The sequence below is a fragment of the Flavobacterium sp. 102 genome, from assembly GCF_003634615.1.
GTDB lineage: Bacteria > Bacteroidota > Bacteroidia > Flavobacteriales > Flavobacteriaceae > Flavobacterium.
Map to the genome: position 1 here is coordinate 1,024,425 of NZ_RBKX01000001.1, position 24,124 is coordinate 1,048,548.

Consider the following 24,124-nt stretch of genomic DNA (forward strand, 5'->3'; position numbering starts at 1 on the left):
CTATCGGGATTGGTTCGAGCCCAAGCCCCGATAGTAATCGGGGGGAGCTTATTAGAAAGCCTGATACGAAAGTATCGGGCTTTTTTCATTTATAAAATAATACTAAAGCATCTGACTGTTAATCATAGTCCCGATAGCTATCGGGATTGGTTCGAGCCCAAGCCCCGATAGTAATCGGGGGGAGCTTATTAGAAAGCCTGATACGAAAGTATCGGGCTTTTTTCATTTATAAAATAATGCTAAAGCATCTGACTGTTAATCATAGTCCCGATAGCTATCGGGATTGGTTCGAGCCCAAGCCCCGATAGTAATCGGGGGGAGCTTATTAGAAAGCCAGTCGCAAGACTGGCTTTTTTTGTTTAATTACATTGCAAATGAATATAATATTTACATCTGACTGTTAATCAGAGCCCCGATAGTAATCGGGGGAGCTTATTAGAGAGCCAGTCTTATGACTGGCTTTTTTTATTTAATTTTATTTCAAATTGAACATATATGCACTTTGTTTACATTCTTCATTCGGTGAAAATTAATCGTTTTTATATTGGTTATACTTCTAATCTTGACCTTAGAATGGAATTTCATGAGCATGCCGAGAGTAGAAAGTTTACTTATAATGCTGATGATTGGACTTTGTTCTTCACCATTAACTGTGGATCCAAATCTCAGGCTCTTGCTATCGAAAAGCATATTAAGGCTATGAAAAGTAAGGTATATATTGAAAACCTAAAGAAGTATCCTGAGATGGTGGAAAAATTACTTAAAAAGTATGAGGTATTTGACGCTTAATCTTTCCTCTCAATTCCCACCACCATTGATAATCTCCAACACCTTATTCAAAGCTTCTTCTGATTTCAACTCAATATCCGGATTCACACCAACTCTATCCAAACGAACGCCGTCATACGTATAGAAATCGGCAATGGGCAATATCAGCATGTATTTTCCGGACACCACAAAAGGAGATGCCGCTAACATTCTTCCCAGTTTTGCTTTGCCGCCAAATATACGTACGTCCGCATTTTTGGGAGAAGTTACGGTAAATTGTTCTTTAGCTATTTTCAACACTATAAATATCTTCTTTGCTATTTCTAAAATTTTCTTGAATATCATGATTCAGGAAATGATTTTTATAGGTATTCCATTTTCAACAATAGTATTTTTGTTTTGGCTATTTAGATATTTGATTACGACAGAGTTTTGAAATAAAGGCGTTATTATATATTGATGTGAAATTATAATGCCTAAATTTAATAAAGAATAGTATTATATAAATGAATTTTGTTTTTAATTTTAACACTTTGCAACTGTGTATAGAATAACATTGCAATTGGTTTGAAATATGTATTAAATAGGTAACAAAGGTATTGAAGTGTTTGTAATGAATACACTAGGGTTTTGCAATGATTACTGAATAGTTTTGTAAGTATGTTTAAATGCTATGAAATACTTATTTAACCAGTTGGGTGTAATTATTTGAATTAAAAAAGGTCAATAAATATTAATCAAAATTTTGAAATTCAACACCTTGACGTTATCAAAAACCAATTCATTTTACAACAAATAATTATACTAGAAGTAGATTTAACTATTGTTAGACAGATAACTCTAAGTAGTAAATTTTTAGATAATGCAATAAAATATATAAATTAATTATAGAATAATTATGGCAAAAAATAATGTAACTGTTTCAAATAGTATTCAAATTGATGATTTGAACCTAAAAAATATCTCGAATAAAATGGTTTGGTTTTTAGCCCTTTTTTCATTTTTACTTTATGCAAATACATTAAGCCACGGATTTGTTTTAGATGACATCGCAGTTATTGAACAAAATAGTTTTGTTAAAAAAGGTTTTGCTGGGATTTCGGAACTATTTTCTACTTTTTATTGGCAAGGATATTGGAATTTAAATGCTGGTTTGTATAGACCAATGTCATTAGTATTTTTTGCTGTAGAATGGCAATTGTTTCCCAATAATCCTTTCATCTATCATTTTTTTAATGTCTTTTATTATAGTTTAAGTGTTATACTGTTATTTAAAGTATTGTACTATTATTTGAAAGAATATTCCATTTGGATTCCTTTTTTTATCGTCTTATTGTTTACCGTTCACCCAATTCATACAGAGGTAGTGGCTAATATTAAAAGTAGGGACGAAATTTTTTGTTTTCTCTTTTTTATTGCCGGTGTCTATTTTCTTTTGATCAAAGAAAAAAAGGTATATCAAGTTCTGGGCGTAGTATCCTATCTATTTTGTTTGTTATCTAAAGAAGCAGGAATTTTATTTTTACCGATTCTTTTCTTCTTATATTGGTTAAAATATAAGAAGGATTTTTTTCTAAAAGCTATTCCAATTATCAGTATCAGTGCATTTTGGCTTATTTTGCATCGCTATATTATTTTAACTTCTCCCTTTAAAAGAATTCAATATACTTATTTAGACAATTCCCTTTTTGGGTGTGATGGTTTAACATCTAAAATAGCAACGGGAGTTACCCTATTAGCCCGATATATTATTAAATCCATTTATCCTTATAATTTGAGTTATGATTACTCTTTTAATCAAATTCCATGTGTAACAATAAGCTCTTTCTCATTTTTATTAAGTCTATTGCTGGTTGGAATATTTTTATTTTCAATGTATTTCTTCCGAAAAAAAAATAACTTTATTAGCTTAGGAATACTATTTTTTTTCATTACTATTTTTTTAGCCAGTAATATTGTTGTTTTTATTGGTACAACAATGGGAGATAGGTTGTTATATACACCTGTTTTAGGTATTATTATTGCCTTAGTTTTTTTACTATTTCATCTTTCAAAAAACATGAAGATTAAAAGTTTTTATCACCCATTAATATATTTTTTATCTTTTGTAGTTTTATTATTTTCATTTAAAACATTTAATAGAAATAAAGCCTGGAAATCAAATACAACTTTGTTTACTGAGGATTTATTGAATGCACCTAATAGTGCTCGTGTAAATTTTAATTATGCTACCGTGTTTTTTAATCAATTGTCTTCAGATGTTGAAATTCAAAAACAACAATTACCTTTTATTATTGATTCTTATAAAAAAGTATTGTTAATTGATCCCAATGATAAAGGGACTTTGACCAACTTAGGCGTATGTTATTATAGAATGAAGGATTATAAAATGTCTATATCTTTTACTAAACATGCTTTAGAATTAACCAAAACGGATTATGCTTTGCAATCTAATTTAGCAGATGCTTATTTTAGAAATAATAATTATGATGAAGCTATTGCAATTTATAAAGAATTAATTGAAAATAATTATACTCAAGAGAACACTTATAATTATTACGGAGTAGCTTTATTTAATAAAAAGGAATATGCAACTGCAGTTACTGTTTTTAAAGAAGGTATTAAGCAAAACTCAGATTTTGTGGAATTGTGGATGAATTATGGAAATGCTTTAGCGGCCTCAGGGAATCTTAAAGAGGCAATAACTGCATTTGAAAAAGCTTATAAATTAGATCCAAGTCAAAAGAATTCATTAAAGTTTCTAGCCATGTCTTACCAAGAATTAGGAAATACTGAAAAGGCAAATTATTATTACTCAGAGTTTATTAAAAAATAAAAAAGGTCTCATTTTATTGAGACCTCTTCTTTAATTATTAGATGTTTTTAGTTTAGATTTTTACTAAATTAGAAATCAAAAGAATTATCGAGCTCTCGTTAATAGGGAGAATACTCTTCTTTTTTTAGTAATGGATATAGTAATTTAATCTATAAAAAAGGGTTGCTATGCGCTAGCATAACAACCCTTTTATCTATATTACTTTTTTATTATTAGCTTTTGAGAACTTATTTTTATTCCATTTGTTCCTTTGATATAATAAATACCATCAGCTAAATTTTCAACATTGATATTATTTTCTAAGTTAGCATATGCTTTAAATGTTTTAATAGTTTGCCCCAATTGATTAACAATTAAAAACTCACCATCAAAATTAGTATCAATATATAGCAATCCGCTTGTTGGATTTGGATATATTGTAAATTGTGTTTTGACAAAAGTAGGTGTGCCTAAAGTAGTAACGGTATAACAAGCCGATTCAACTGTACAGGCTCCAAAGGTTATCTCAACTTTATAATCACCTAGACTTGTTGGTGTAAAATTCTGATTTGTTTCACCAGTTAATAAAGTGTTTGGACATTCATACCATTGGTAAGTAGCACCCACTTCATTTGCAGTTAAAATACCAGTAGTTACTTCAGCTATAGTATTATCAATAGCTGTTGGCTCAGTAATAGTTGCTGAAGTGGTAGCCGAACAACCGTTAGCATCGGTCACCGTACAGGTCCATGTTCCGGCAGTAAGTCCAGTTACAGAAACTGTTCCGTCACCTGTTGGTGTTCCCGGAGTCCAGTCATAAGTGTATCCGCCAGCACCACCAGTTGGAGTATTGATAGCTGCTGCGCCATTTGACCCACCATTACAAGCAATATTGGTTTGTGAAGAAGGAGTTAAAGCAAGTGTAGTTGGTTGCGTTACTGTAAAACTTTGAGAAGCTGAACATCCATTAGCATCGGTCACCGTACAGGTCCAAGTTCCGGCAGTTAATCCGGAAACCGAAGTTGTTCCGTCACCTGTTGGTGTTCCGGGAGTCCAGTCATAAGTGTATCCACCAGCACCTCCTGTTGGAGTATTGATAGCTGCTGCTCCATTAGAACCTCCAAAGCAAGCAATATTAGTTTGAGAAGCTGCTGTCATTGAAATGGCAGTTGGTTGCGTTACTGTAAAACTTTGAGAAGCTGAACAACCATTAGCATCGGTCACCGTACACGTCCAAGTTCCGGCAGTTAATCCGGAAACCGAAGTTGTTCCGTCACCTGTTGGTGTTCCGGGAGTCCAGTCATAAGTGTATCCACCAGCACCTCCTGTTGGAGTATTGATAGCTGCTGCTCCATTAGAACCTCCAAAGCAAGCAATATTAGTTTGAGAAGCTGCTGTCATTGAAATGGCAGTTGGTTGCGTTACTGTAAAACTTTGAGAAGCTGAACAACCATTAGCATCGGTCACCGTACACGTCCAAGTTCCGGCAGTTAATCCGGAAACCGAAGTTGTTCCGTCACCTGTTGGTGTTCCGGGAGTCCAGTCATAAGTGTATCCACCAGCACCACCAGTTGCAGTATTCACAGCAGCAGCACCATTTGAACCTCCATTACAAGCAATGTTAGTTTGAGAAGCTGCTGTCATTGAAATGGCAGTTGGTTGCGTTACTGTAAAACTTTGAGAAGCCGAACAACCGTTAGCATCGGTCACCGTACACGTCCAAGTTCCGGCAGTTAATCCGGAAACCGAAGTTGTTCCGTCACCTGTTGGTGTTCCGGGAGTCCAGTCATAAGTATATCCGCCAGCACCTCCTGTTGGTGTATTGATAGCTGCTGCTCCATTAGAACCTCCAAAGCAAGCAATATTAGTTTGAGAAGCAGGCGTTACTGAAATGGCAGTTGGTTGTGTTACTGTAAAGCTTTGAGAAGCCGTACAACCGTTAGCATCGGTCACCGTACAGGTCCAAGTTCCAGCCGTTAAACCGGAAACCGAAGTTGTTCCGTCACCTGTTGGTGTTCCGGGAGTCCAGTCATAAGTGTATCCACCAGCACCACCAGTTGCAGTATTCACAGCAGCGGCACCATTTGAACCCCCATTACAAGCAATGTTAGTTTGCGAAGCTGCCGTTACTGAAATGGCAGTTGGTTGCGTTACTGTAAAACTTTGAGAAGCCGAACAACCGTTAGCATCGGTCACCGTACAGGTCCATGTTCCGGCAGTAAGTCCAGTTACAGAAACTGTTCCGTCACCTGTTGGTGTTCCCGGAGTCCAGTCATAAGTGTATCCGCCAGCACCACCAGTTGGAGTATTGATAGCTGCTGCGCCATTTGACCCACCATTACAAGCAATATTGGTTTGTGAAGAAGGAGTTAAAGCAAGTGTAGTTGGTTGCGTTACTGTAAAACTTTGAGAAGCCGAACAACCGTTAGCATCGGTCACCGTACACGTCCAAGTTCCGGCAGTTAATCCGGAAACCGAAGTTGTTCCGTCACCTGTTGGTGTTCCGGGAGTCCAGTCATAAGTGTATCCACCAGCACCACCAGTTGCAGTATTCACAGCAGCAGCACCATTTGAACCTCCATTACAAGCAATGTTAGTTTGAGAAGCTGCTGTCATTGAAATGGCAGTTGGTTGCGTTACTGTAAAACTTTGAGAAGCCGTACAACCGTTAGCATCGGTCACCGTACACGTCCAAGTTCCGGCAGTTAATCCGGAAACCGAAGTTGTTCCGTCACCTGTTGGTGTTCCGGGAGTCCAGTCATAAGTGTATCCACCAGCACCACCAGTTGCAGTATTCACAGCAGCGGCACCATTTGAACCTCCATTACAAGCAATGTTAGTTTGCGAAGCTGCCGTTACTGAAATGGCAGTTGGTTGCGTTACTGTAAAACTTTGAGAAGCCGAACAACCGTTAGCATCGGTCACCGTACAGGTCCAAGTTCCGGCAGTAAGTCCAGTTACAGAAGTTGTTCCGTCACCTGTTGGTGTTCCGGGAGTCCAGTCATAAGTATATCCGCCAGCACCTCCTGTTGGTGTATTGATAGCTGCTGCTCCATTAGAACCTCCAAAGCAAGCAATATTAGTTTGAGAAGCAGGCGTTACTGAAATGGCAGTTGGTTGTGTTACTGTAAAGCTTTGAGAAGCCGTACAACCGTTAGCATCGGTCACCGTACAGGTCCAAGTTCCAGCCGTTAAACCGGAAACAGAAGTTGTTCCGTCACCTGTTGGTGTTCCGGGAGTCCAGTCATAAGTGTATCCACCAGCACCACCAGTTGCAGTATTCACAGCAGCGGCACCATTTGAACCTCCATTACAAGCAATGTTAGTTTGCGAAGCTGCCGTTACTGAAATGGCAGTTGGTTGCGTTACTGTAAAACTTTGAGAAGCCGAACAACCGTTAGCATCGGTCACCGTACAGGTCCATGTTCCGGCAGTAAGTCCAGTTACAGAAACTGTTCCGTCACCTGTTGGTGTTCCCGGAGTCCAGTCATAAGTGTATCCGCCAGCACCACCAGTTGGAGTATTGATAGCTGCTGCGCCATTTGACCCACCATTACAAGCAATATTGGTTTGTGAAGAAGGAGTTAAAGCAAGTGTAGTTGGTTGCGTTACTGTAAAACTTTGAGAAGCTGAACAACCATTAGCATCGGTCACCGTACACGTCCAAGTTCCGGCAGTTAATCCGGAAACCGAAGTTGCTCCGTCACCTGTTGGTGTTCCGGGAGTCCAGTCATAAGTGTATCCACCAGCACCACCAGTTGCAGTATTCACAGCAGCAGCACCATTTGAACCTCCATTACAAGCAATGTTAGTTTGAGAAGCTGCTGTCATTGAAATGGCAGTTGGTTGCGTTACTGTAAAACTTTGAGAAGCCGAACAACCGTTAGCATCGGTCACCGTACACGTCCAAGTTCCGGCAGTTAATCCGGAAACCGAAGTTGTTCCGTCACCTGTTGGTGTTCCGGGAGTCCAGTCATAAGTGTATCCACCAGCACCACCAGTTGCAGTATTCACAGCAGCAGCACCATTTGAACCTCCATTACAAGCAATGTTAGTTTGAGAAGCTGCTGTCATTGAAATGGCAGTTGGTTGCGTTACTGTAAAACTTTGAGAAGCCGTACAACCGTTAGCATCGGTCACCGTACACGTCCAAGTTCCGGCAGTTAATCCGGAAACCGAAGTTGTTCCGTCACCTGTTGCTGTTCCGGGAGTCCAGTCATAAGTGTATCCACCAGCACCACCAGTTGCAGTATTCACAGCAGCGGCACCATTTGAACCTCCATTACAAGCAATGTTAGTTTGCGAAGCTGCCGTTACTGAAATGGCAGTTGGTTGCGTTACTGTAAAACTTTGAGAAGCCGAACAACCGTTAGCATCGGTCACCGTACAGGTCCAAGTTCCGGCAGTAAGTCCAGTTACAGAAGTTGTTCCGTCACCTGTTGGTGTTCCCGGAGTCCAGTCATAAGTGTATCCGCCAGCACCACCAGTTGGAGTATTGATAGCTGCTGCGCCATTTGACCCACCATTACAAGCAATATTGGTTTGAGATGCAGCAGTTACTGAAATAGCTGGAGGTTGAGTTATAGTGAATGTACTTGTAACGGATGAACTTACAGCATCGGTTATCGTGCAAATGTATGTTCCAGCAATCAATCCGGAAGCGGTTGATCCCGTTCCGCCTGATGGAGCCCATGAGTAAGTGTATGGAGAGGTCCCTCCTGATGGAGTTACGGTTGCAGAACCATTCGATCCTCCGAAACAAGAAACATTTGTTTGATTTTGAGATACGGGAAAGGCAATCGGAGTAAAAGTGTATGATCTGCCGCTTCCGGGCCAAGTTGTATTATTGTCATTAGCGGTAACAATACTGCTCGTATTTGAAGCTGTGGTAACACTAACGAAATCGGATACCCCATTTGTCAAAATTCCAACAGAATAGCCTCCATTAAAATCATTCCCGGCCCCATAAATAAATTTTACAATATTTGATGTTTCATATAACCAAATTTGAAAATTTTTATCTGCTGCCCCTGTATTCCCAAGATAGGACAAGTGATAATCGATAACCAATATTCTCGACCCAGCGGAACCGGAAGTTTGATAATTGACGCTTCCATTTGCATCAGTGTAATTATCATCCCAATACGGGATTAAATAAGGACCTGATAGATTACCGATTACGTTATTGTAATCTGTTACAGCACTTGCACCAAGCTCTATAAGTCCGTTAGATGTAACAGAAAAATTGGTGTAGTTAACTCCATTAAATTTAAATGTAAACCCAATATTAGCAATGGCTGAAACATCATCATCTAGAAAAGTACCTAATAGATTTGTAAAAGATCCGGTTGCAAGGGCATTTCCGGTTGATGTCGAATAGGAGTATGCATTTACCTGTGCTTTAGCACTCATTCCGAGAACTAAAACAAAAATGAGAAGTAGTCTTGTTTTCATAGTGAATAATTATTGTTAAGTATTTGCAAAGTTCCTGAGGCAATGTCCTTAAGTAATACAAACGAAATGTTATCATTTGCTGTTGATGTGTTTACAGTGTTGTCAGTCGCATTAATTAAAACAATTGCGATGTCACCAGCTGTAAGAGTAGTTTGTGCTTGCCCAAAGAAGTTTACAAAAATCAGGGCAAAAAATAAAGTAATTTTTTGTTTCATAATGTTTATTTGTGTTAATGATTAAGCAATTGTTCTGTATTTAAAATATAGACAAAATACCTTTTTTATCGACTAAAAGACAAATATAGAAAAATACAGACAAACATAGACAAAACACCTTTTTTATCGATAAAAAGACACAAATACGCAAAAAAGTAAGTAAAATCTTTACATATCGAATTTACTCTTGTAAAAATGTAAACGATATGGTAGTTATAAAACGGTACTAGAATCAAAAAGATTCTATTTCTTCTTTGTAACCTGTTGCGAGCAATTAGTATTATTGTTAAATGTCACACTTAGTTTGTCTAAGTCTATCCTTTTAATGGGCTTCGACAAGCACAGACTGAATCTTTTAATTATAAATACACTTTTGTCTTTTAACAAAAAATATTGAACACAACCAATCAGTTATTATAATTCCTAATCTTACTAAAGTAAAAACTAGTATTTTATCATAAGTAAATTACCGATAAATCTGTCTAATGAGTAATCGTATCAATATCTTCCCAGTCGTGTTAACTACCAATGGTTCTTTGCCCGGGAGACAAGCCAGTGACGCTAAAAAATGGAGTTCTGTAGCCTACGGTAATGATAAATTTGTGGCGGTATGCACGAATAGCACTATGAACAAAGCAATGTATTCTGGAGGACTTCTGGCCCAAAGTGATTTTAATAAAGAAAAGATTTTAATTTACCCAAATCCCGCATCTGACCGTTTATTTATAAAACTACCTGGCGTTGCTTCTACAGAAAATGCTACAGCAAAAATGTATGATTTCAGAGGAAGGCTTGTACGGGAATTTAGTATAAATAATGAAGACTTCAGCATTGTTCTTAGCGGGCGCGGCGCTATACATTCTTAAAGTGGCATCTGGAAATGTAATTATGACGGAGAAGATTTTAGTTACTAACAAGTAATACCAACTCTAAAATCATTTTTGACCCCATCTACTGATAAGTGCTATTGATGCAATAATCCTCAAAGGTTTTATTTGGAATTCGAAATTCAAGTTTACCTCATCATCTAATTGTTTCGAGAACAACAAGGGTTACATTTTAATGTTAACTATTTAACAAACAATTACGGTTCTAGGTTCAGTCAGTAGGGGAGATTAATTAAAAGCCTGATACCTTTATTATCAGGCTTTTAATTTAAAATGCGTTTATTCAACTTTTACCACCAGTGATAATCTCCAACACCTTATTCAAAGCTTCTTCTGATTTCACTTCAATATCGGGATTCACACCAACTCTATCCAAGCGAATGCCGTCATACGTATAGAAATCGGCAATGGGCAATATCAGCATGTATTTTCCGGACACCACAAAAGGAGATGCTGCTAACATAGCACCAGCGGTTTTTTCGCCTACAATAGTGGCTCTTTTACTGTTTTTGAGTGCATAGACAATAGGTTCGCAGGTGCTTCCTGTTTTGCCATTGGTTAAAACGTATATATTTCCTGTAAATACAGGATTGGTGGGTTTTTTAAAGATAAGCTTAACGCCGGGTGATGCTTTTAACTCATCGGTAAAATCTTTGGTGCCTTTGGGTTGCAATTCCGGGAGTGTTTTAAATAATTCGGGTTGGTAACCGGTGTATTGTAATTTATTAGTCAGAAAATAACCGACTTCCATATCACTGTCGGTAATGTGCTTGGCAAATTCAAAGGCTGCTTCTATTCCGCCTCCGGGATTGTTCCTCAAATCGATGATCAGGTTTTTATAGTTTGGATTGGCTACTATTTGGGGTAACGTTGCTGCCAATTCCGGGGTAGAGTTACTGAAATTCTTAATCTGTAGATAGGCCGTAGTGCTGTTTTTTTCTTCAAAGACAACTGATTTCGGGGTGATGGCTGTTTCTTCATTATCAGTTGCCTCTTGTGCTATGGTTAAACTTAAATGGCTAAACGGAAGTTGTTGCGCGAGTATATTAAAGCCGAAATACATTTCAATATCGTCGTGGGCAGTAGTAGATAATTTTTTGATATCGTTTTCGAACTTCTTCCATGCCTGAGTTTGTAACGCTGCCGGGGAATAAATATTGTCCTGAACGGTCTTTAATAACATTGGATAGAGATAGCTGTAATCAATTTTGTTTTCTGTAGAACTGATACCACGTATTGTGCCTATAGCTATTCCGTCTTCATTGAGGAGTGCTGCGCTAAGCGTTTCATCCTTTATAATTCCCTTAAACTTTAATTTCCCTACCATCGGGATATTGCTGTCTCCAAACAAACTATCGTTTTTTTGCTGTCCGCTAATGGTAATGATGATTCCTTTCTTTGGGGATTTCCCTAACATTCTTCCCAGTTTTGCTTTGCCGCCAAATATACGTACGTCCGCATTTTTGGGAGAAGTTATGGTAAATTGGTCTTTAGCAATAGTAACATCCAAAAAAGTGGAAAATGCAGTGCCGTTACCAAAATCTATTTCGCTTTTAAAATGCGATGGATTCTTTTGGGCTACAGCAAAATTAAAAAGTAAAATCAGTACGGAATGTAAAACGAGGCGTTTCATTTTTGTGTTGGTGTGCATAGGTGGTATGATTTAAGTGAGTGTTCAAAGTAAATGCGAAATCCTTTGCCATTCAACTAATTTTGATGAAACGATTGTTTTTTTGACGAGTAGATAAGTCTCTTTTGCTTAAAAGTAATCACCGGCTGTTTTTAGACTGTTTGGAACAGAAAATAAGCCTGTGTTGCGTACGTAATTTTTAAAAAACCCATTCGGAACAAATTCGGAATGGGTTTAAAAATGAGTACTATTAGTGAAATGGGAATAATGGAGTAAGTACCATTCCTCCTGATTCGGGATCTCCTTGAACATATTCTTTTTGGTAGGTCAGTGGTACTAAATTCCATGCGCCACTTTCTTTCCATTCTTTGAGGATTGTTTCACGGGCCTCTTTTGCTGTTTCCTCATCTTCACTTCGCAACTTTGTTTTTTTGAGCCACACGCTTTCTACGGGTTTGATGTTGATCATTAAGACTTCTTCCAGATTGAACTTTACCTGTTGAGGAACCAATTTCGATTCAGTACCCAATAACACGCCAAAACTGTCATCTTTCAAAAAACCTTCCGGAGTGAGGAAAGTCCGAAGATTGTGATTGGCATGGTTTTCCCGGTTGATCCAAATTTCAATATTTTCTTCTGTGAATTCAATCGAGATTTGTTTTTTGGCAAGCATCAAACTTTTAATGTCGCCGTGTCTTAATGCTATTTGAGAAACACTATTGATCAGTGCCATGGCAAAATGTTTGTGTATCACTTCGTAAGGAATCTGTCCAAAAAACTCCATATAGAATTCGGCTCCGATGCCATTGTATTCCAAGTTTTTATCTTGCTGTGCACGGGTGTAAATATCAGTCAAACCATCGGTAATGAGAATGGTAGTTTCGGGCGTATGAATCACTCGCATTTTGCAGGAATTGTGCGATGTGCTGTTTTCCGGCCAAGAATTATCCCTGAAACCGCCTACTCTTAAATAGAGGATGCGCTCGTCTAATTTTCCTAACGAATTAAAAAAGTCATGTCGAACTTTTACGCCTTCGTTAAAGGCTTCCTGGCGTTTTTTGTATTCCGGTTCTACTTCTATTGCGGTTACAGCAAGTGGTTTTAGTCCGTGTGCTTCAAAAGCGGGATTGGATTGTGCTTCTATTGCACCATTTTCATATTTGAAATAGAGTGTTTGTAGCTTTTCTTCGAGCAGGTAGTAAATAGATTTTAAATCCTCGCTATTCTGCATGAAATCAAAGGAGCGCATGGAATTTTCAAAATATTCCGTACTGTCTATAAATAGGCCTAACTCGTCAGCTTCCGGCTTAAAGTGAACCAGGAGTTCTTTTTTAAGGATTTTGTTTTCCGGTTGAAAACGGTTGTCTTCAATATTGTTTTTAATCTCTTCCAAAAACATCGCAACAGTATATTGCGTTGCTTGGATGGGTTCGTCTTTTTTGAAGGTAAATTTTACTTTGGAATGCACGGGAAAGAATCGAATCAAATCATCAAAATCGGTATTGCCGATAGCATCGGTATGATCGCTGATCTCATCTTCAGTATACTTTCCTGATTCGGCATAATTGTGAAGCAGTCCGTCTTCATAAAATGATACGCCACCGCCGGAATGGCCATGCTCGTTGCGGGTTATTTCAGCATGATAGCTGCGTCCTGCTACCAGTAACGGATTCATTTTTTCCGAAATAGCGGTTACCATCTTTTGGGCTTCTTCGGAATTTAAGTGTTCATTTTTCATGTATAGGGTTTTACGTTGGTTTTTAAAAATTGTATTAGGCGCATTCCAATATTCCGACATTATATTGGGAAATAAAAAATAAATACTACCGGAAATTAAGGCACGCTATTTTTTAGGTGTTTGTAATAGGTTTTTGATAGCGGAATTTCTTTTTCACCTACCACAAAAGATATCGTTGCGCTTTGTGAATTACCGGATATTGATACAATATTGGATATGTTGACCAGATAAGACCGGTGGCATTTTTCTAAAAAAGGCAGTTGTTGGGCTACATTGGAGAGTGTTTGTCGGAAGGTTTTGGAAATGACCTTGTTGCTTTTATCAACAAAGCAGATTTCCACATAGTTTTCTACCGCTTTGATAAATAATAGGTCGTCTTTTTCCAGTCTTAGGATTTCGTTTTTGTTTTCACCGGTGAGTAGGTAGGAGTTCTTTGGCAGGGGAACAATCCTTTCGCCAAACTTCTGTCTTAAATAGAGCATGGTCGGGACAAAAACCGGAGCCATAGATAAGACCGTAACGAGTAAGTAACGGCGATAGGTTTCCAGGGTGCACGCTAGCTGATTTACTATGACAGTATTGTAGAGATAGAGCATGGTTCCTGAAAATAGAAGGAATAGTATGGTTGAAATGATTTCATAAGAAACCAGCCAAACCTTTCCTTTCCTGAAATACCAAATGTTTTCAATACTACTATGAATAATATAGGCGCCAAACATCACGACACCAAAACCAAAAAGCAGTAATAATCGGTAATCGGCTTCAAACTGATCGGTGCCAAAGGGTTCAAGGACAATGATAATGAAGTTTAAAAAAAGGCAGAGTATCAAACCAACCCCTACTTTTGTTTTTAGGGAGGCTACAAAATGTATTTGTCTTTGTGCTGCATTCAATTTTTAGATACTATTTGAAATTGAGTAGCACAAAATACTAGTTTTATTTTTTATAATGGTTTTTAGGGGATAAATTTTTGTTGCTAACTGGTATAATTTTAATTGTCTGTTTCTTAATTGGGGTGAATAGTTTTGGCGGGTATCGTTTTAGAGGTTGCAGATTGCTTTTTGAATGTGGCAGGTGTCTTTTGGGAAGTGGCAGGTTGGATTTCAGAGGTTGCAGGTGTCTTTTCGGAAGTTGCAGGTGTCTTTTTGGAGTTGGCAGGTTCGATTTTAGAGATTGGAGGTGTCTTTTCGGAATTGGCAGGTTCTTTTTCGGAGTTGGCAGGTTGGATTTCAAAGGTTGCAGGTCTCTTTTCGGAAATGGGTATAAAAAAACCGAAGTAAAATGATTTACCTCGGTTTCTTTAACGGGATTAGTTCTTATTGAACTGTTTTAAATTTTAATGCTACGGCAGCCTTATAATATGCAGCCGCACCTTCGACTGATTTTATATAATCTTTGATGGGGTTTACCAAACTGAGTAGGTTGCCGGGGTTGTTGTATAAAAGGTCATTTCGTTCTTTGCGTGCGGTAATGAGTGCATAGGTTTTATCGGCTGTCTCTTCATTGAGGTTTTTGAGGTTATTGTGGAAGTTTGACAGTTTAAGAGCGGTAAGTTCTTCCTCATTAGGAGCATATGTAGGGTAAGAACTTAAGAGACTTACTAACGACTGTAGGTGTGTGGCTCTGCTGGTGTAGCTGAGTTGGGCATTGGAGATGGATTCTGTTTCGGCGTTTTCGAGGTTTTCAGTCCTTCGGATGGGTTGGTCACCTCGTATTTTCTTGACTATGGCTGAAACGTTGTCATTTTCGGCTGTTGAAAGACCAATGGAGTTGAAACTGTTCTTGACTCTGGTGGCTTTTTTTCCTAAGGCTTTGAAAGCATTTTCTCGGTTGGCTACTGCGATTTTGAAAGGTGGTATTTTGTCGGCTAGGTTTTGAATGCTAGTGGTGAGTTCGTCTCTCAGAATGATGAGAGGGCTAATTACGATTGCGGGATTTGTGGGTTGGTACAAAGGGCCCATTTCTTCTAATAACTGGATTAGGGCTGTGAAGTTGGCTACGTTCTTAGCATGCCCTACTTCTGAGGTTGATCTTTTGGTACTCATAATGTAAAAGTTTAATTAGAAACATTTTTATTACTCGCTGACACCTATCCGTTTTGGAAGGTTGTTTTGCCTTATGGATAAGTGCCAAGTAATGTTATTTCATTTAGTACCGTTAGGATTAAACTTTTATAACTTGTTGTTATTAAATAGATAACGGAGAAAAGATAAAAATAGTATGCGTGCCTATAAAAAAATGATGGTTTGTTTGTTGAATGGGGGTTGGGGTGTTTTTTTGGTTGGTGGTTGGGAATGAAAAACCTGCTGGGAGGCGTGGTGGGTTGATTAAATACCACACGAAAGGATTCGTGCGGTAGCGGGGGGATTTATTCTTTGTTAGATGGTGGGTTGAGGAGGGATTTTTTGGAGATTGGTGGGGAATGAAAAAACCCGCTTTGGGAGGCGGGGGTGATATAAATACCACACGAAAAGATTGACTTCGTCGAATCTTTGATTTCGTGCGGGAGCGGGGGGTTTTATTCAATGAACAATACACCTTGTCTTGTTATGTGTCTCGCTAATTTTGATTGAATTTCAGCTAATAATTGCTGTCTTACTCTAAACATAGGACTTATATATTTTAAACCATCTGGTTTATTTGATGTGAAAAAATATCTAAAATTTAAAACTAGAATATAATCAGTTTCAGAAAATTTGAACTTTGGAGTTATAAAAATAGCTTCTGATTTGTCGTCTATAAATTGTTTAAATTCTGATTTTATCATAATTGCTTTTACAACACGGTGATTAAAATTTTTATTTTGTACGTAATCACATAATGGTGTTACTACTACATAAGATTTTAACCAAGATTCTCTAATTTTTTGTCTAGTTTCTTTTGCAATTTTACCTGTTAACACTTCAATTTGTTTAGGTGTTTTTTCTGTGTTCTCGCTTTTTACTTTTTCCTTTAAAAAACTTCTATTTAAACTATTGTTTAATAAGTCGGAGAAATATGTATCACTCTTTGGATTTGTGTCATTTGATATAGATCCCGGATATTCTATAGGTTCATTATCAAATGATATTAATAATTTGGTGTTAATTGAATTTAGATTCGCGGTGTTAATTTTTCCAATATCGTAAGTAAGATTTTCCGCATTTGTAATTGGAGAATTTGAAGTAGAAAATTCTAAAGAATCAAAGAAGACATTATTAAATGCTTGAAATGCATTCATGATTTTTTGCTCCTCTGAGAGATTCTTGCTAAAATTTACTCTACCAGAATAACTTTCTCCAAGTTTATTAATAATATAATTAGAATTATCATTCCAATTAGGATATTCATGATATGAACTGAAAACGTTCTGTAAAGTCTTGTCTGTTGATTTATGTACTTGGTTTTCCCAATTTAAAAGATAACTATAACCAGGTTGATTTGAGATTATAGTATTAATTTCTGTAATCAAATCTTTTTCGTTTTCAGTTTCTTCATCTCCATAGTTTGGAAAAAAATCTGATTTAATGAATTTTTGAAAATTAATTGGCTTTCTGTCTGATAATTGTTCATTAAATAAATCTATAACCGCATCAGAATATTCATTCTCTTGTTTACTCCAGAAAATAATAGAATATGGAAAATTGTTTGGAGAAATAACTCTTTTAAGTACACTGTAAAGAGTTGATTTTATTTCTTGAACTGAAGGACTTGCATTGTTTAGTAAATTTATGTCGAGGAAAATTAATCTTATGTCGTTGCTTTCGTCTTTTTCTTCTGGCAAATAATTTATGTCAGTACCTTTGTAAAAAACATAAGGAACTCTATTTTTTGATAATATTTTGATTAAAGGTAATGCTTCCTTCTCTTCATTATCTATAATCGCAATTCTTCCATTTATAGGTAAAAACATAATTTATTTTTTAAAAGATAGTACTACAGTTGCCCCATTTTTGAATTCTTCTGGGATTTCAAAATCACCTTCATTTGGAAAAATTACTCTCCCATTTTGTGCCTCCATTATTTCACTAGTGATGTGTAAGCCAAGACCCATGCCTCCTGGTTTTGCAGTTACAAAAGGTTCAGTAATGTCATCAGTTGGGATTAAAAAACCAGTACCATTGTCAGCAATAATTAAATATGTTGAGTTTTCATCTTCTGTAATATCAATAAAAAGCTTTTTGGTAAACAGTTCTTTTTTTTCTGTAGAAACAAAAGATTTTTGGTCTAACCAATAAATTGCATTGTCAATGATATTCATAATTGTTCCAATCAGAAGATTTCTAGCAATTTTAAGTTTGTTATTTCCTTTAAAAAACTTGTATTGTTTAGTAATTTCTACTTTATGGGACATAAGCCTGTATTCAGTATTGAATAGGGCTTGGTCTATAACTTGTGAAATGTTTTCAGTTGTTTGACTCGACTTTCTAATAATTTCAGCATATCCGTCAATTAATGAAGATAGATGTGTAACTAGTTTTAACACCCTATCTGAAGCTTTTTCATTTTTTAATACTTTTTCAACTTCATATAAAATTTTTTCAACTTCATGAACAACAACCGACATACTCAATCCAGCTCCTGCCGCCTTGAGTAAATTTTCACTAACTCTTTTATAATCAACTTCAATTTTATTTAAGTATTTTATTATCTGAGTTTTTACTTCACTGTCATTAATTTTTTCCTCTACATAATTTTTTGCTTCACTTAATGTTGATGCCAAAGGAGCTGATTTTGGAGTTGGTCCATAAATTTCTTTTAATCTTTTTTTATCTGTAAGTCTAAGTGTTTCAACTATGTCTAATGCATGAAGAATGGAATTTCTAAACGCTTTATACGCATCATTTTCGACAAATCCTTCTCTATTAGTTTTCTCTGTTAAATCAGAGCTGTCTTTTCGATCAAGATATACAGCTCCAAGAATTAAGTTATTACTAATCGCTTTTGTAGGTTGTTGGAATCTTCTATAGTCTAAATTCAACCAATCATTTTCAGGCTCACCATAATCATAGACTCTTAGACCATCACGGAATACTTTTATACCACCATTTGATTTTAGATATTTTTTAAAACCAACTTTATCCGACACTCCCATTTTTAAAAGAAATGGGTCTTGGTCGAAGACATATCCTTCAAATATAACTTTGCCAATTTCAAAATTTGAAAGAGAAAAAGCTTCTTCTTTTCCGTTATCGTTTTTACATTTCAGAATTTTGAATGTCTCAACTAGCTCATCTTTAATATCAATGTTTCTAGGAAACAACTTCGTCATTGTTGACCAAGGAGTGAAAGCATATTCAAAATCTGTAATAGAATTGCTATTCATTGTTACTTTGAACCTGAAGAGAGAATAATCTTTAACATCCTCCCAATTTAATAGACCTTCAAACCATCCCGGTTTATCTAGAATATCAAACGTTGGTAAGAAAGAATCATTATTTTCGAAAGGAGAGGCTAGTGCAGTAATTGAGCGTTTAACTTCACGCGCAATTCCTCTTTCCCACTTTTTTCTAAGATTACTAATGATGATATTAGTTCCTGTTTTACCATTCTTAAAAAGTTGTGGCACTGATCTTTCAATAATATTGATAGGGACTTCATTTAAATATTTATATTTGTTAAAGTCTTCCCAGTTTATTCTAACATAAACTTCATTGAAATCATCAGCTTTGGTTGTCAGTTCAATTATGTTGCCTAATTTATGAACGCCAAAACGACCAATCCCTTTTTCGCCTATTGGTAGCCGATGATATTTAGGAGAAGTTTTATTGTTTTTGATTTGTTCACTTTTAAAATCTGCGCCCGGCTCTAACCAAACATTTTCAACTATCTCAGGACTCATTCCAAAACCATCATCTTCTATGATAATTACACCCTCTTCTGGGTCTTCAACATTTTCCATATAGATATTGACAATATTTGCATCAGCATCATAAGAGTTTTTAACCAATTCAACTAATGCAATACTTTCATTTTTGATAAGTTGATCACCTAATTGGATTAGTAGTCTAGCTCTTGGTTTGAAACTAACCAAAGATTGTTTGTCATCATGTATATTTATTATTTCTGACATAATAATTCTTTCATTTTTTTAGCAATCGCATTTGCCATTAAAGGCGGTACTGCATTACCAATTTGTTTAAATGCTGCTGAGCGTGACCCTTCAAAGTAAAAGTCATCGGGGAATGATTGTAGTCTTGCTGCTTCGCGGACAGAAATAGAACGACATTGTTTAACATCCGGATGAATGTAGTGGTGACCATCTTTAGCAATATGTGCTACTACTGTATGTGCTACACCGGTGCCATCAATAACTTTATATCTGTCAATAAACGAACTCTGATTTTTGTGTGATTTTAGCTCTTCGGGTAAATCAGGATATTTTAACCTTTCTTTTCCTTTGTCCCATTTTTGAATGGCTGTTTTGTAGATAGCTAAATCGCGGGGATTGTGTGGTCTTGAAATGTGTTGCGTTACAAAATCGACACCATTACGTAGTTCAAAACGTTGTAGGTATTCGTTTTTGCTTTCGATATAAGGTGTTTTTTTAAATCCTTCGCCAGGTTTTAAAACCGGTAAATCGGCAAAAGCATCATTAACGGTATATTGTCTGACTATCTTTTTAAATTCAGGAAAACCAAAATCTTTTTCTTTTTTCCAACCTACTATGATTATACGTTTGCGAGCTTGAACTACCCCGTAGTCTGCTGCATTAAGCGTGTCATGATATACTTCATAACCAATTCTTCTGAAATAGGCTTTTAGGTTTTTGAAATGTTGTCCTTTGTTGGCACTTAACATGCCAGGAACGTTTTCAAAAACAAATGCTCTAGGTTCAAATTCTTTTAAAAATCTACCGTATTGAATGTATAATTTGTTACGAGGGTCATTTTCAATATTCTCTTGATGTCTTCCCAACAAGGAATAGGCTTGGCAAGGTGGGCCACCAATTATTAAATCTATTTTCTTTTTTGATTTTTTGATGGTTTCGAAAATACCGGAAATAGTTTCATCATTAATTTCAATATTTAAAACAGAATCGATGATTTTTTTAGGAATATCTTTAAAGAAAGTCTCCTGATATATTTCTCCTTTGATGTATTGGTAATATAAATCGAGATTTTTTTTAGATTTCAAATAATGATAAGCAGCTCTTGTCTTAATTGTTTGACAGGCTTCGGGATTCATTTCTATGTGTGCAATCGGCTCGAACCCCGCATTGATAAAGCCTTCCGACATTCCGGAAGCTCCCGCAAAGAGGTCGATGTATGTTAATTTTTCGGTCATGCGAAAAAAATAATTAATAACAAAAGTATCGATAAAAATCTCTCAAAATACAAAAAAATATTGAAAAGTACAGTATCATTAAATTTTTGTCAGAAGCTTTCTTTTTTATGAGTTTTGTTCGGTTGTGAATTAAAAAACCCCAAGCATTACTGCCTGGGGTTTTCCTTTATTATAAGGTGAATTATTATATCATTATCCAGATATCATCCCTGACGGGATTTTGTTGTTGTTTTTTATTCATGGGTTGAAACCCATGCTACCCATATTTAACCCCTAACGGGGTTGTGTTGTCGCGTTTATTTTTTTATCGATATTGAATCTCTACCGATATTAAACCCCTGACGGGATTTTGTTGTTGTTTTTTATTCATGGGTTGAAACCCATGCTACCCATATTTAACCCCTAACTGGGTTGTGTTGTTGTGTGTGTTTTTATCGATAATGAATCTCTACCGATATTGGACCCCTAACGGGGTTGTGTGGATTTGTGTTTTTTTGCCGAAATTGAATCTCTACCGATATTGAATCCCTGACGGGATTTTGTTGTTGTGTGTGTTTTATCGATATTGGGGTCCTAAGGGTTGTATGGATTTAGTAATCCCTTTAGGGATTGAATAAGGGTAGTAGGAGGGATATCATTTGATAAAAATCCCTTTAGGGATGATATAAATTACAAGGGTTCTTTAAAAATATATCTTTCATCATGATCAACCTCAAATAATTTTAAGAATTCTAAATATTCTTCCCGAAAAGTTTTTACTGAGTGATGTTGCTCTTGATTGTTAATATAATTAATAACATTATTTACTTGTGACTTTGAATAAGAAAACGCACCATAACCTTCCTGCCATTCAAAATTGACTTTAAGAAACTTCTTTTCATTTATCCATTTTGATGAATTTCCTTTGATGTCTTGTAGTAAATCAGAAAGGGATTGTGTTGGACGCATGCCAATAAAGATGTGAATATGGTCGGACATACCGTTAATAGCTAATAATTTATGATTGTGGTTTTTAATTATTCCGGCTATGTATTGGTACAATTCGTTTTTGAATGAAGAATTGATTAATGCATTCCGGTGTTTTACAGCGAAAACCAATTGAATATGTATTTGTGTGTAGGTGTTTGCCATTTACCGATATATCATCCCTAGCGGGATTTTGTTGTTGTGCGTATTTATTTTACCGATATTGAATCTCTACCGATATATCATCCCTGACGGGATTTTGTTGTTGTGCGTATTTTTTTTACCGATATTGAATCTCTACCGATATATCATCCCTGACGGGATTTTGTTGTTGTGCGTATTTATTTTTCTACCGATATATCATCCCTGACGGGATTTTGTTGTTGTGCGTATTTATTTTTCTACCGATATTTAATTCCTAACGGGATTGTTTGATTTTGTAGCACATCAATTTTTGCTAAAATAAGAAATGATGAAGTTTTTTTGTTACACTTTTAGTATACATTTTAATATAAAACCCCAAACATCACTGCTCGAGGTTTTACACATGTAGAGTGCTGTCTAATTATTTATTCACAACCAAGAACTCAGAACGGCTGTATTAAGCATGTTGTTCTTCGCTGCAGTTTTTCTGTTTACACACTTTTAATCACATAAGTCACGATCCCCCAAATAACCAACTTATTGTCTTCGGTCACTTTAATTGGTTGGAATGACGCATTTTCGGGCATAAGATAGACTGCGTCTTTTTCGACCTTGATGCGTTTTACGGTAAATTCGCCGTCAATGAGACAAACGGCAATTTTACCATCTGTGGGTTCTATGCTTCGGTCGATGACCATGATGTCGCCATCGTCTATACCGGCGCCTATCATGGAAGTCCCATCGGCTTTGGCGTAGAAAGTGGCTTCGAAGTTTTTGACCAATACTTTGTCTAGACTGATTTGGCTTCCTTCAAAATCGGTCGCCGGTGAGGGGAAACCTGCTTTGATGCCGCCTTCAAAATAGGGGAGTGTTTTCGGATTTTCGACATCGGGCTTGAAGAAAGTAAGTTTGTTTTTTATCGACATTGTACTTTCATTATTTCATTAAAATCGGTGGTGTATTTTTTCGACAGGAAATTTTGATTCATTTTCCAGGTGCGTTGTAAATCTTGACTGCCCAATCGTATTTTGCGTTCGCCGGTCTTTTTATAATAGTCATCCATCACTTGCATGATTTTCAAATGTTTCGGATTTTCTTCTTCAAACAAATGGAACTGTTTTTGGTTTTCGGGAATGATTTCGGTGACGATGACGCCCGCTTTTTTATAGATTTCGCCTTCTTCAAAAACGTCTTTCAGCATTTTTACGGCCAGGCTGCTGATCGTGATGGAAGAATTACTGGCAAAAGGCAGCGTTTCCATTTTGTAGAAATTATAACGCGATCTTTCGGTTTTGTATTTGTCTTTTCTTAAATACAGGATCACGCCATGGCAACAGGATTGCTGCTTGCGGAGCTTTTCGGCACAAACGGTAGCAAAGGTAGAAACGCGTTCTTTCATTTCGTCTAAAGTAGTGATGTTACCGGCAAAACTTCGGGTGATGGCGATGGTTTTCTTGTCTTTGGGCAATTCCATTTCTAAGACCGATTTCCCTTCGAGCTCATACTTTAATCGCAAACCTACTACGCCCATAGTGGTTTTGATAAAGGGTTCGTTGTGTGGCAAAGTGAAATCATACGCGGTGTTGATGTTCTTGGCCTTCATTTTTTTAGTCAGGCGAAAGCCAATGCCCCAAACATCTTCAATCTTAGTCCATTTCAAGGCTTTTAAGCGCTTTTCTTCTGAATCGATTACGTAGACGCCTTGCGTTCTTTCGGGATACTTACGGGCTATTTTATTGGCGACTTTTGAAAGTGCTTTGGTTTCGGCAAAGCCAACGGATACCGGAATGCTGAGCCATTTCATGATGCGGCTTTTCATCTGCAAACCATAATCGTGAAAGTCGGGTATTTTTACGCCGTCAAAATTCATAAAAGCTTCGTCTATACTGTAAGGTTCGACATGTGGTGTAAAGCCTTCGAGTATTTTCATCACGCGATTACTCAAATCGCCGTACAGTGCATAATTGGACGAAAAGACCTGGATGTTTTTGGCTTGGAGTTCTTGGCGTACTTTAAACTCAGGCGCGCCCATCGGAATGCCGAGTGCTTTGGCTTCATCACTGCGCGAGATAATACAACCATCGTTATTGGATAAAATAACAATGGGTTTCCCAACCAATTGCGGCTGAAAAACACGTTCGCACGAAGCGTAAAAATTATTGCAATCGACTAAAGCATACATCTTGTAAAGTTACACATTAGAGGTTTATTTCTTAGATGTGTTGATAAATAAAGAAATAT

17 protein-coding genes are annotated in these 24,124 nt (G+C 36.7%); 4 read left to right on the top strand and 13 right to left on the bottom strand.

The features are described from left to right. Positions 1-495 precede the first annotated feature (495 nt). Positions 496-789, top strand: a complete 294-nt coding sequence (locus C8C84_RS04610; RefSeq protein WP_121312417.1) for a GIY-YIG nuclease family protein — start codon at positions 496-498, stop codon at positions 787-789. Positions 790-798: 9 nt separating this feature from the next. Here the strand turns inward: C8C84_RS04610 and C8C84_RS04615 are convergent, their stop codons facing one another. Then, positions 799-1,113 (bottom strand): hypothetical protein, encoded by a 315-nt coding sequence (locus tag C8C84_RS04615; protein WP_121312418.1) that lies wholly within the window; start codon positions 1,111-1,113, stop codon positions 799-801. 553 nt (positions 1,114-1,666) lie between these two features. Here C8C84_RS04615 and C8C84_RS04620 point away from each other — a divergent pair. Beyond that, complete coding sequence (locus C8C84_RS04620) at positions 1,667-3,604, top strand: tetratricopeptide repeat protein (protein WP_121312419.1); 1,938 nt, start codon at positions 1,667-1,669, stop codon at positions 3,602-3,604. A 198-nt stretch (positions 3,605-3,802) separates the two neighbouring features. Here the strand turns inward: C8C84_RS04620 and C8C84_RS04625 are convergent, their stop codons facing one another. Together C8C84_RS04625 and C8C84_RS04630 are read right to left on the bottom strand one after the other, a co-directional pair. Beyond that, complete coding sequence (locus C8C84_RS04625; protein WP_121312420.1) at positions 3,803-9,037, bottom strand: T9SS type A sorting domain-containing protein; 5,235 nt, start codon at positions 9,035-9,037, stop codon at positions 3,803-3,805. Next, positions 9,034-9,252 (bottom strand): hypothetical protein, encoded by a 219-nt coding sequence (locus tag C8C84_RS04630; RefSeq protein WP_121312421.1) that lies wholly within the window; start codon positions 9,250-9,252, stop codon positions 9,034-9,036. The genes C8C84_RS04625 and C8C84_RS04630 overlap by 4 nt, the downstream gene beginning before the upstream one ends. 485 nt (positions 9,253-9,737) lie before the next feature. On the opposite strand from C8C84_RS04630, the gene C8C84_RS04635 reads away from it, so the two are divergent. Beyond that, positions 9,738-10,118, top strand: a complete 381-nt coding sequence (locus C8C84_RS04635) for a T9SS type A sorting domain-containing protein (protein ID WP_121312422.1) — start codon at positions 9,738-9,740, stop codon at positions 10,116-10,118. Between the two features lie 304 nt (positions 10,119-10,422). On the opposite strand, the gene C8C84_RS04640 is transcribed toward C8C84_RS04635, so the two are convergent. From C8C84_RS04640 to C8C84_RS04650, 3 genes are all read right to left on the bottom strand, one after another. Continuing rightward, positions 10,423-11,790 carry a S41 family peptidase gene (locus C8C84_RS04640; RefSeq protein ID WP_121312423.1) on the bottom strand — a complete coding sequence of 456 codons (1,368 nt, stop codon included), beginning with the start codon at positions 11,788-11,790 and terminating at the stop codon, positions 10,423-10,425. Positions 11,791-12,019: 229 nt separating this feature from the next. Continuing rightward, complete coding sequence (locus C8C84_RS04645) at positions 12,020-13,507, bottom strand: hypothetical protein (RefSeq protein ID WP_147406812.1); 1,488 nt, start codon at positions 13,505-13,507, stop codon at positions 12,020-12,022. A gap of 95 nt (positions 13,508-13,602) precedes the next feature. Beyond that, positions 13,603-14,400: a LytTR family DNA-binding domain-containing protein gene (locus C8C84_RS04650; RefSeq protein WP_121312425.1), complete on the bottom strand. Its 798-nt coding sequence runs from the start codon at positions 14,398-14,400 to the stop codon at positions 13,603-13,605. 132 nt (positions 14,401-14,532) lie between these two features. On the opposite strand from C8C84_RS04650, the gene C8C84_RS04655 reads away from it, so the two are divergent. Beyond that, positions 14,533-14,787, top strand: coding sequence for a hypothetical protein (locus tag C8C84_RS04655; RefSeq protein WP_121312426.1), 255 nt, complete (start codon positions 14,533-14,535; stop codon positions 14,785-14,787). 36 nt (positions 14,788-14,823) lie between these two features. On the opposite strand, the gene C8C84_RS04660 is transcribed toward C8C84_RS04655, so the two are convergent. The 7 genes from C8C84_RS04660 to C8C84_RS04690 all read right to left on the bottom strand — a co-directional run bounded on the left by C8C84_RS04660 (position 14,824) and on the right by C8C84_RS04690 (position 24,065). Beyond that, on the bottom strand, positions 14,824-15,552 hold the full coding sequence (locus C8C84_RS04660; protein WP_121312427.1) for a hypothetical protein: 729 nt from the start codon (positions 15,550-15,552) through the stop codon (positions 14,824-14,826). A gap of 473 nt (positions 15,553-16,025) precedes the next feature. Beyond that, positions 16,026-17,399, bottom strand: a complete 1,374-nt coding sequence (locus tag C8C84_RS04665) for a hypothetical protein (RefSeq protein WP_121312428.1) — start codon at positions 17,397-17,399, stop codon at positions 16,026-16,028. A 3-nt stretch (positions 17,400-17,402) separates the two neighbouring features. Beyond that, positions 17,403-19,559 (bottom strand): sensor histidine kinase, encoded by a 2,157-nt coding sequence (locus C8C84_RS04670; protein WP_121312429.1) that lies wholly within the window; start codon positions 19,557-19,559, stop codon positions 17,403-17,405. Then, a complete protein-coding gene (locus C8C84_RS04675) occupies positions 19,547-20,773 on the bottom strand; it encodes a DNA cytosine methyltransferase (RefSeq protein WP_121312430.1) in 1,227 nt (408 codons plus the stop codon). The genes C8C84_RS04670 and C8C84_RS04675 overlap by 13 nt, the downstream gene beginning before the upstream one ends. 669 nt (positions 20,774-21,442) lie before the next feature. Continuing rightward, the gene (tnpA, locus tag C8C84_RS04680; RefSeq protein WP_121312431.1) at positions 21,443-21,904 is read right to left on the bottom strand and encodes an IS200/IS605 family transposase; all 462 of its coding nucleotides are present in this window, start codon (positions 21,902-21,904) and stop codon (positions 21,443-21,445) included. Positions 21,905-22,374: 470 nt separating this feature from the next. Further along, positions 22,375-22,809 (bottom strand): LexA family transcriptional regulator, encoded by a 435-nt coding sequence (locus C8C84_RS04685; RefSeq protein WP_121312432.1) that lies wholly within the window; start codon positions 22,807-22,809, stop codon positions 22,375-22,377. Next, positions 22,800-24,065, bottom strand: a complete 1,266-nt coding sequence (locus C8C84_RS04690; protein WP_121312433.1) for a Y-family DNA polymerase — start codon at positions 24,063-24,065, stop codon at positions 22,800-22,802. Before C8C84_RS04690 ends, C8C84_RS04685 begins: the two co-directional genes overlap by 10 nt. Positions 24,066-24,124: the final 59 nt, after the last annotated feature.

What these genes read in the sequence shown, in the direction of transcription:
- C8C84_RS04690 (WP_121312433.1), bottom strand. Translation starts at nt 24,065, where the DNA reads ATGTATGCTTTAGTCGATTGCAATAATTTTTACGCTTCGTGCGAACGT.
- C8C84_RS04610 (WP_121312417.1), top strand. Translation starts at nt 496, where the DNA reads ATGCACTTTGTTTACATTCTTCATTCGGTGAAAATTAATCGTTTTTAT.
- C8C84_RS04660 (WP_121312427.1), bottom strand. Translation starts at nt 15,552, where the DNA reads ATGAGTACCAAAAGATCAACCTCAGAAGTAGGGCATGCTAAGAACGTA.
- C8C84_RS04665 (WP_121312428.1), bottom strand. Translation starts at nt 17,399, where the DNA reads ATGTTTTTACCTATAAATGGAAGAATTGCGATTATAGATAATGAAGAG.
- C8C84_RS04615 (WP_121312418.1), bottom strand. Translation starts at nt 1,113, where the DNA reads ATGATATTCAAGAAAATTTTAGAAATAGCAAAGAAGATATTTATAGTG.
- C8C84_RS04645 (WP_147406812.1), bottom strand. Translation starts at nt 13,507, where the DNA reads ATGAAAAATGAACACTTAAATTCCGAAGAAGCCCAAAAGATGGTAACC.
- C8C84_RS04630 (WP_121312421.1), bottom strand. Translation starts at nt 9,252, where the DNA reads ATGAAACAAAAAATTACTTTATTTTTTGCCCTGATTTTTGTAAACTTC.
- C8C84_RS04675 (WP_121312430.1), bottom strand. Translation starts at nt 20,773, where the DNA reads ATGACCGAAAAATTAACATACATCGACCTCTTTGCGGGAGCTTCCGGA.
- C8C84_RS04625 (WP_121312420.1), bottom strand. Translation starts at nt 9,037, where the DNA reads ATGAAAACAAGACTACTTCTCATTTTTGTTTTAGTTCTCGGAATGAGT.
- C8C84_RS04685 (WP_121312432.1), bottom strand. Translation starts at nt 22,809, where the DNA reads ATGTCGATAAAAAACAAACTTACTTTCTTCAAGCCCGATGTCGAAAAT.
- tnpA (WP_121312431.1), bottom strand. Translation starts at nt 21,904, where the DNA reads ATGGCAAACACCTACACACAAATACATATTCAATTGGTTTTCGCTGTA.
- C8C84_RS04635 (WP_121312422.1), top strand. Translation starts at nt 9,738, where the DNA reads ATGAGTAATCGTATCAATATCTTCCCAGTCGTGTTAACTACCAATGGT.
- C8C84_RS04620 (WP_121312419.1), top strand. Translation starts at nt 1,667, where the DNA reads ATGGCAAAAAATAATGTAACTGTTTCAAATAGTATTCAAATTGATGAT.
- C8C84_RS04640 (WP_121312423.1), bottom strand. Translation starts at nt 11,790, where the DNA reads ATGCACACCAACACAAAAATGAAACGCCTCGTTTTACATTCCGTACTG.
- C8C84_RS04670 (WP_121312429.1), bottom strand. Translation starts at nt 19,559, where the DNA reads ATGTCAGAAATAATAAATATACATGATGACAAACAATCTTTGGTTAGT.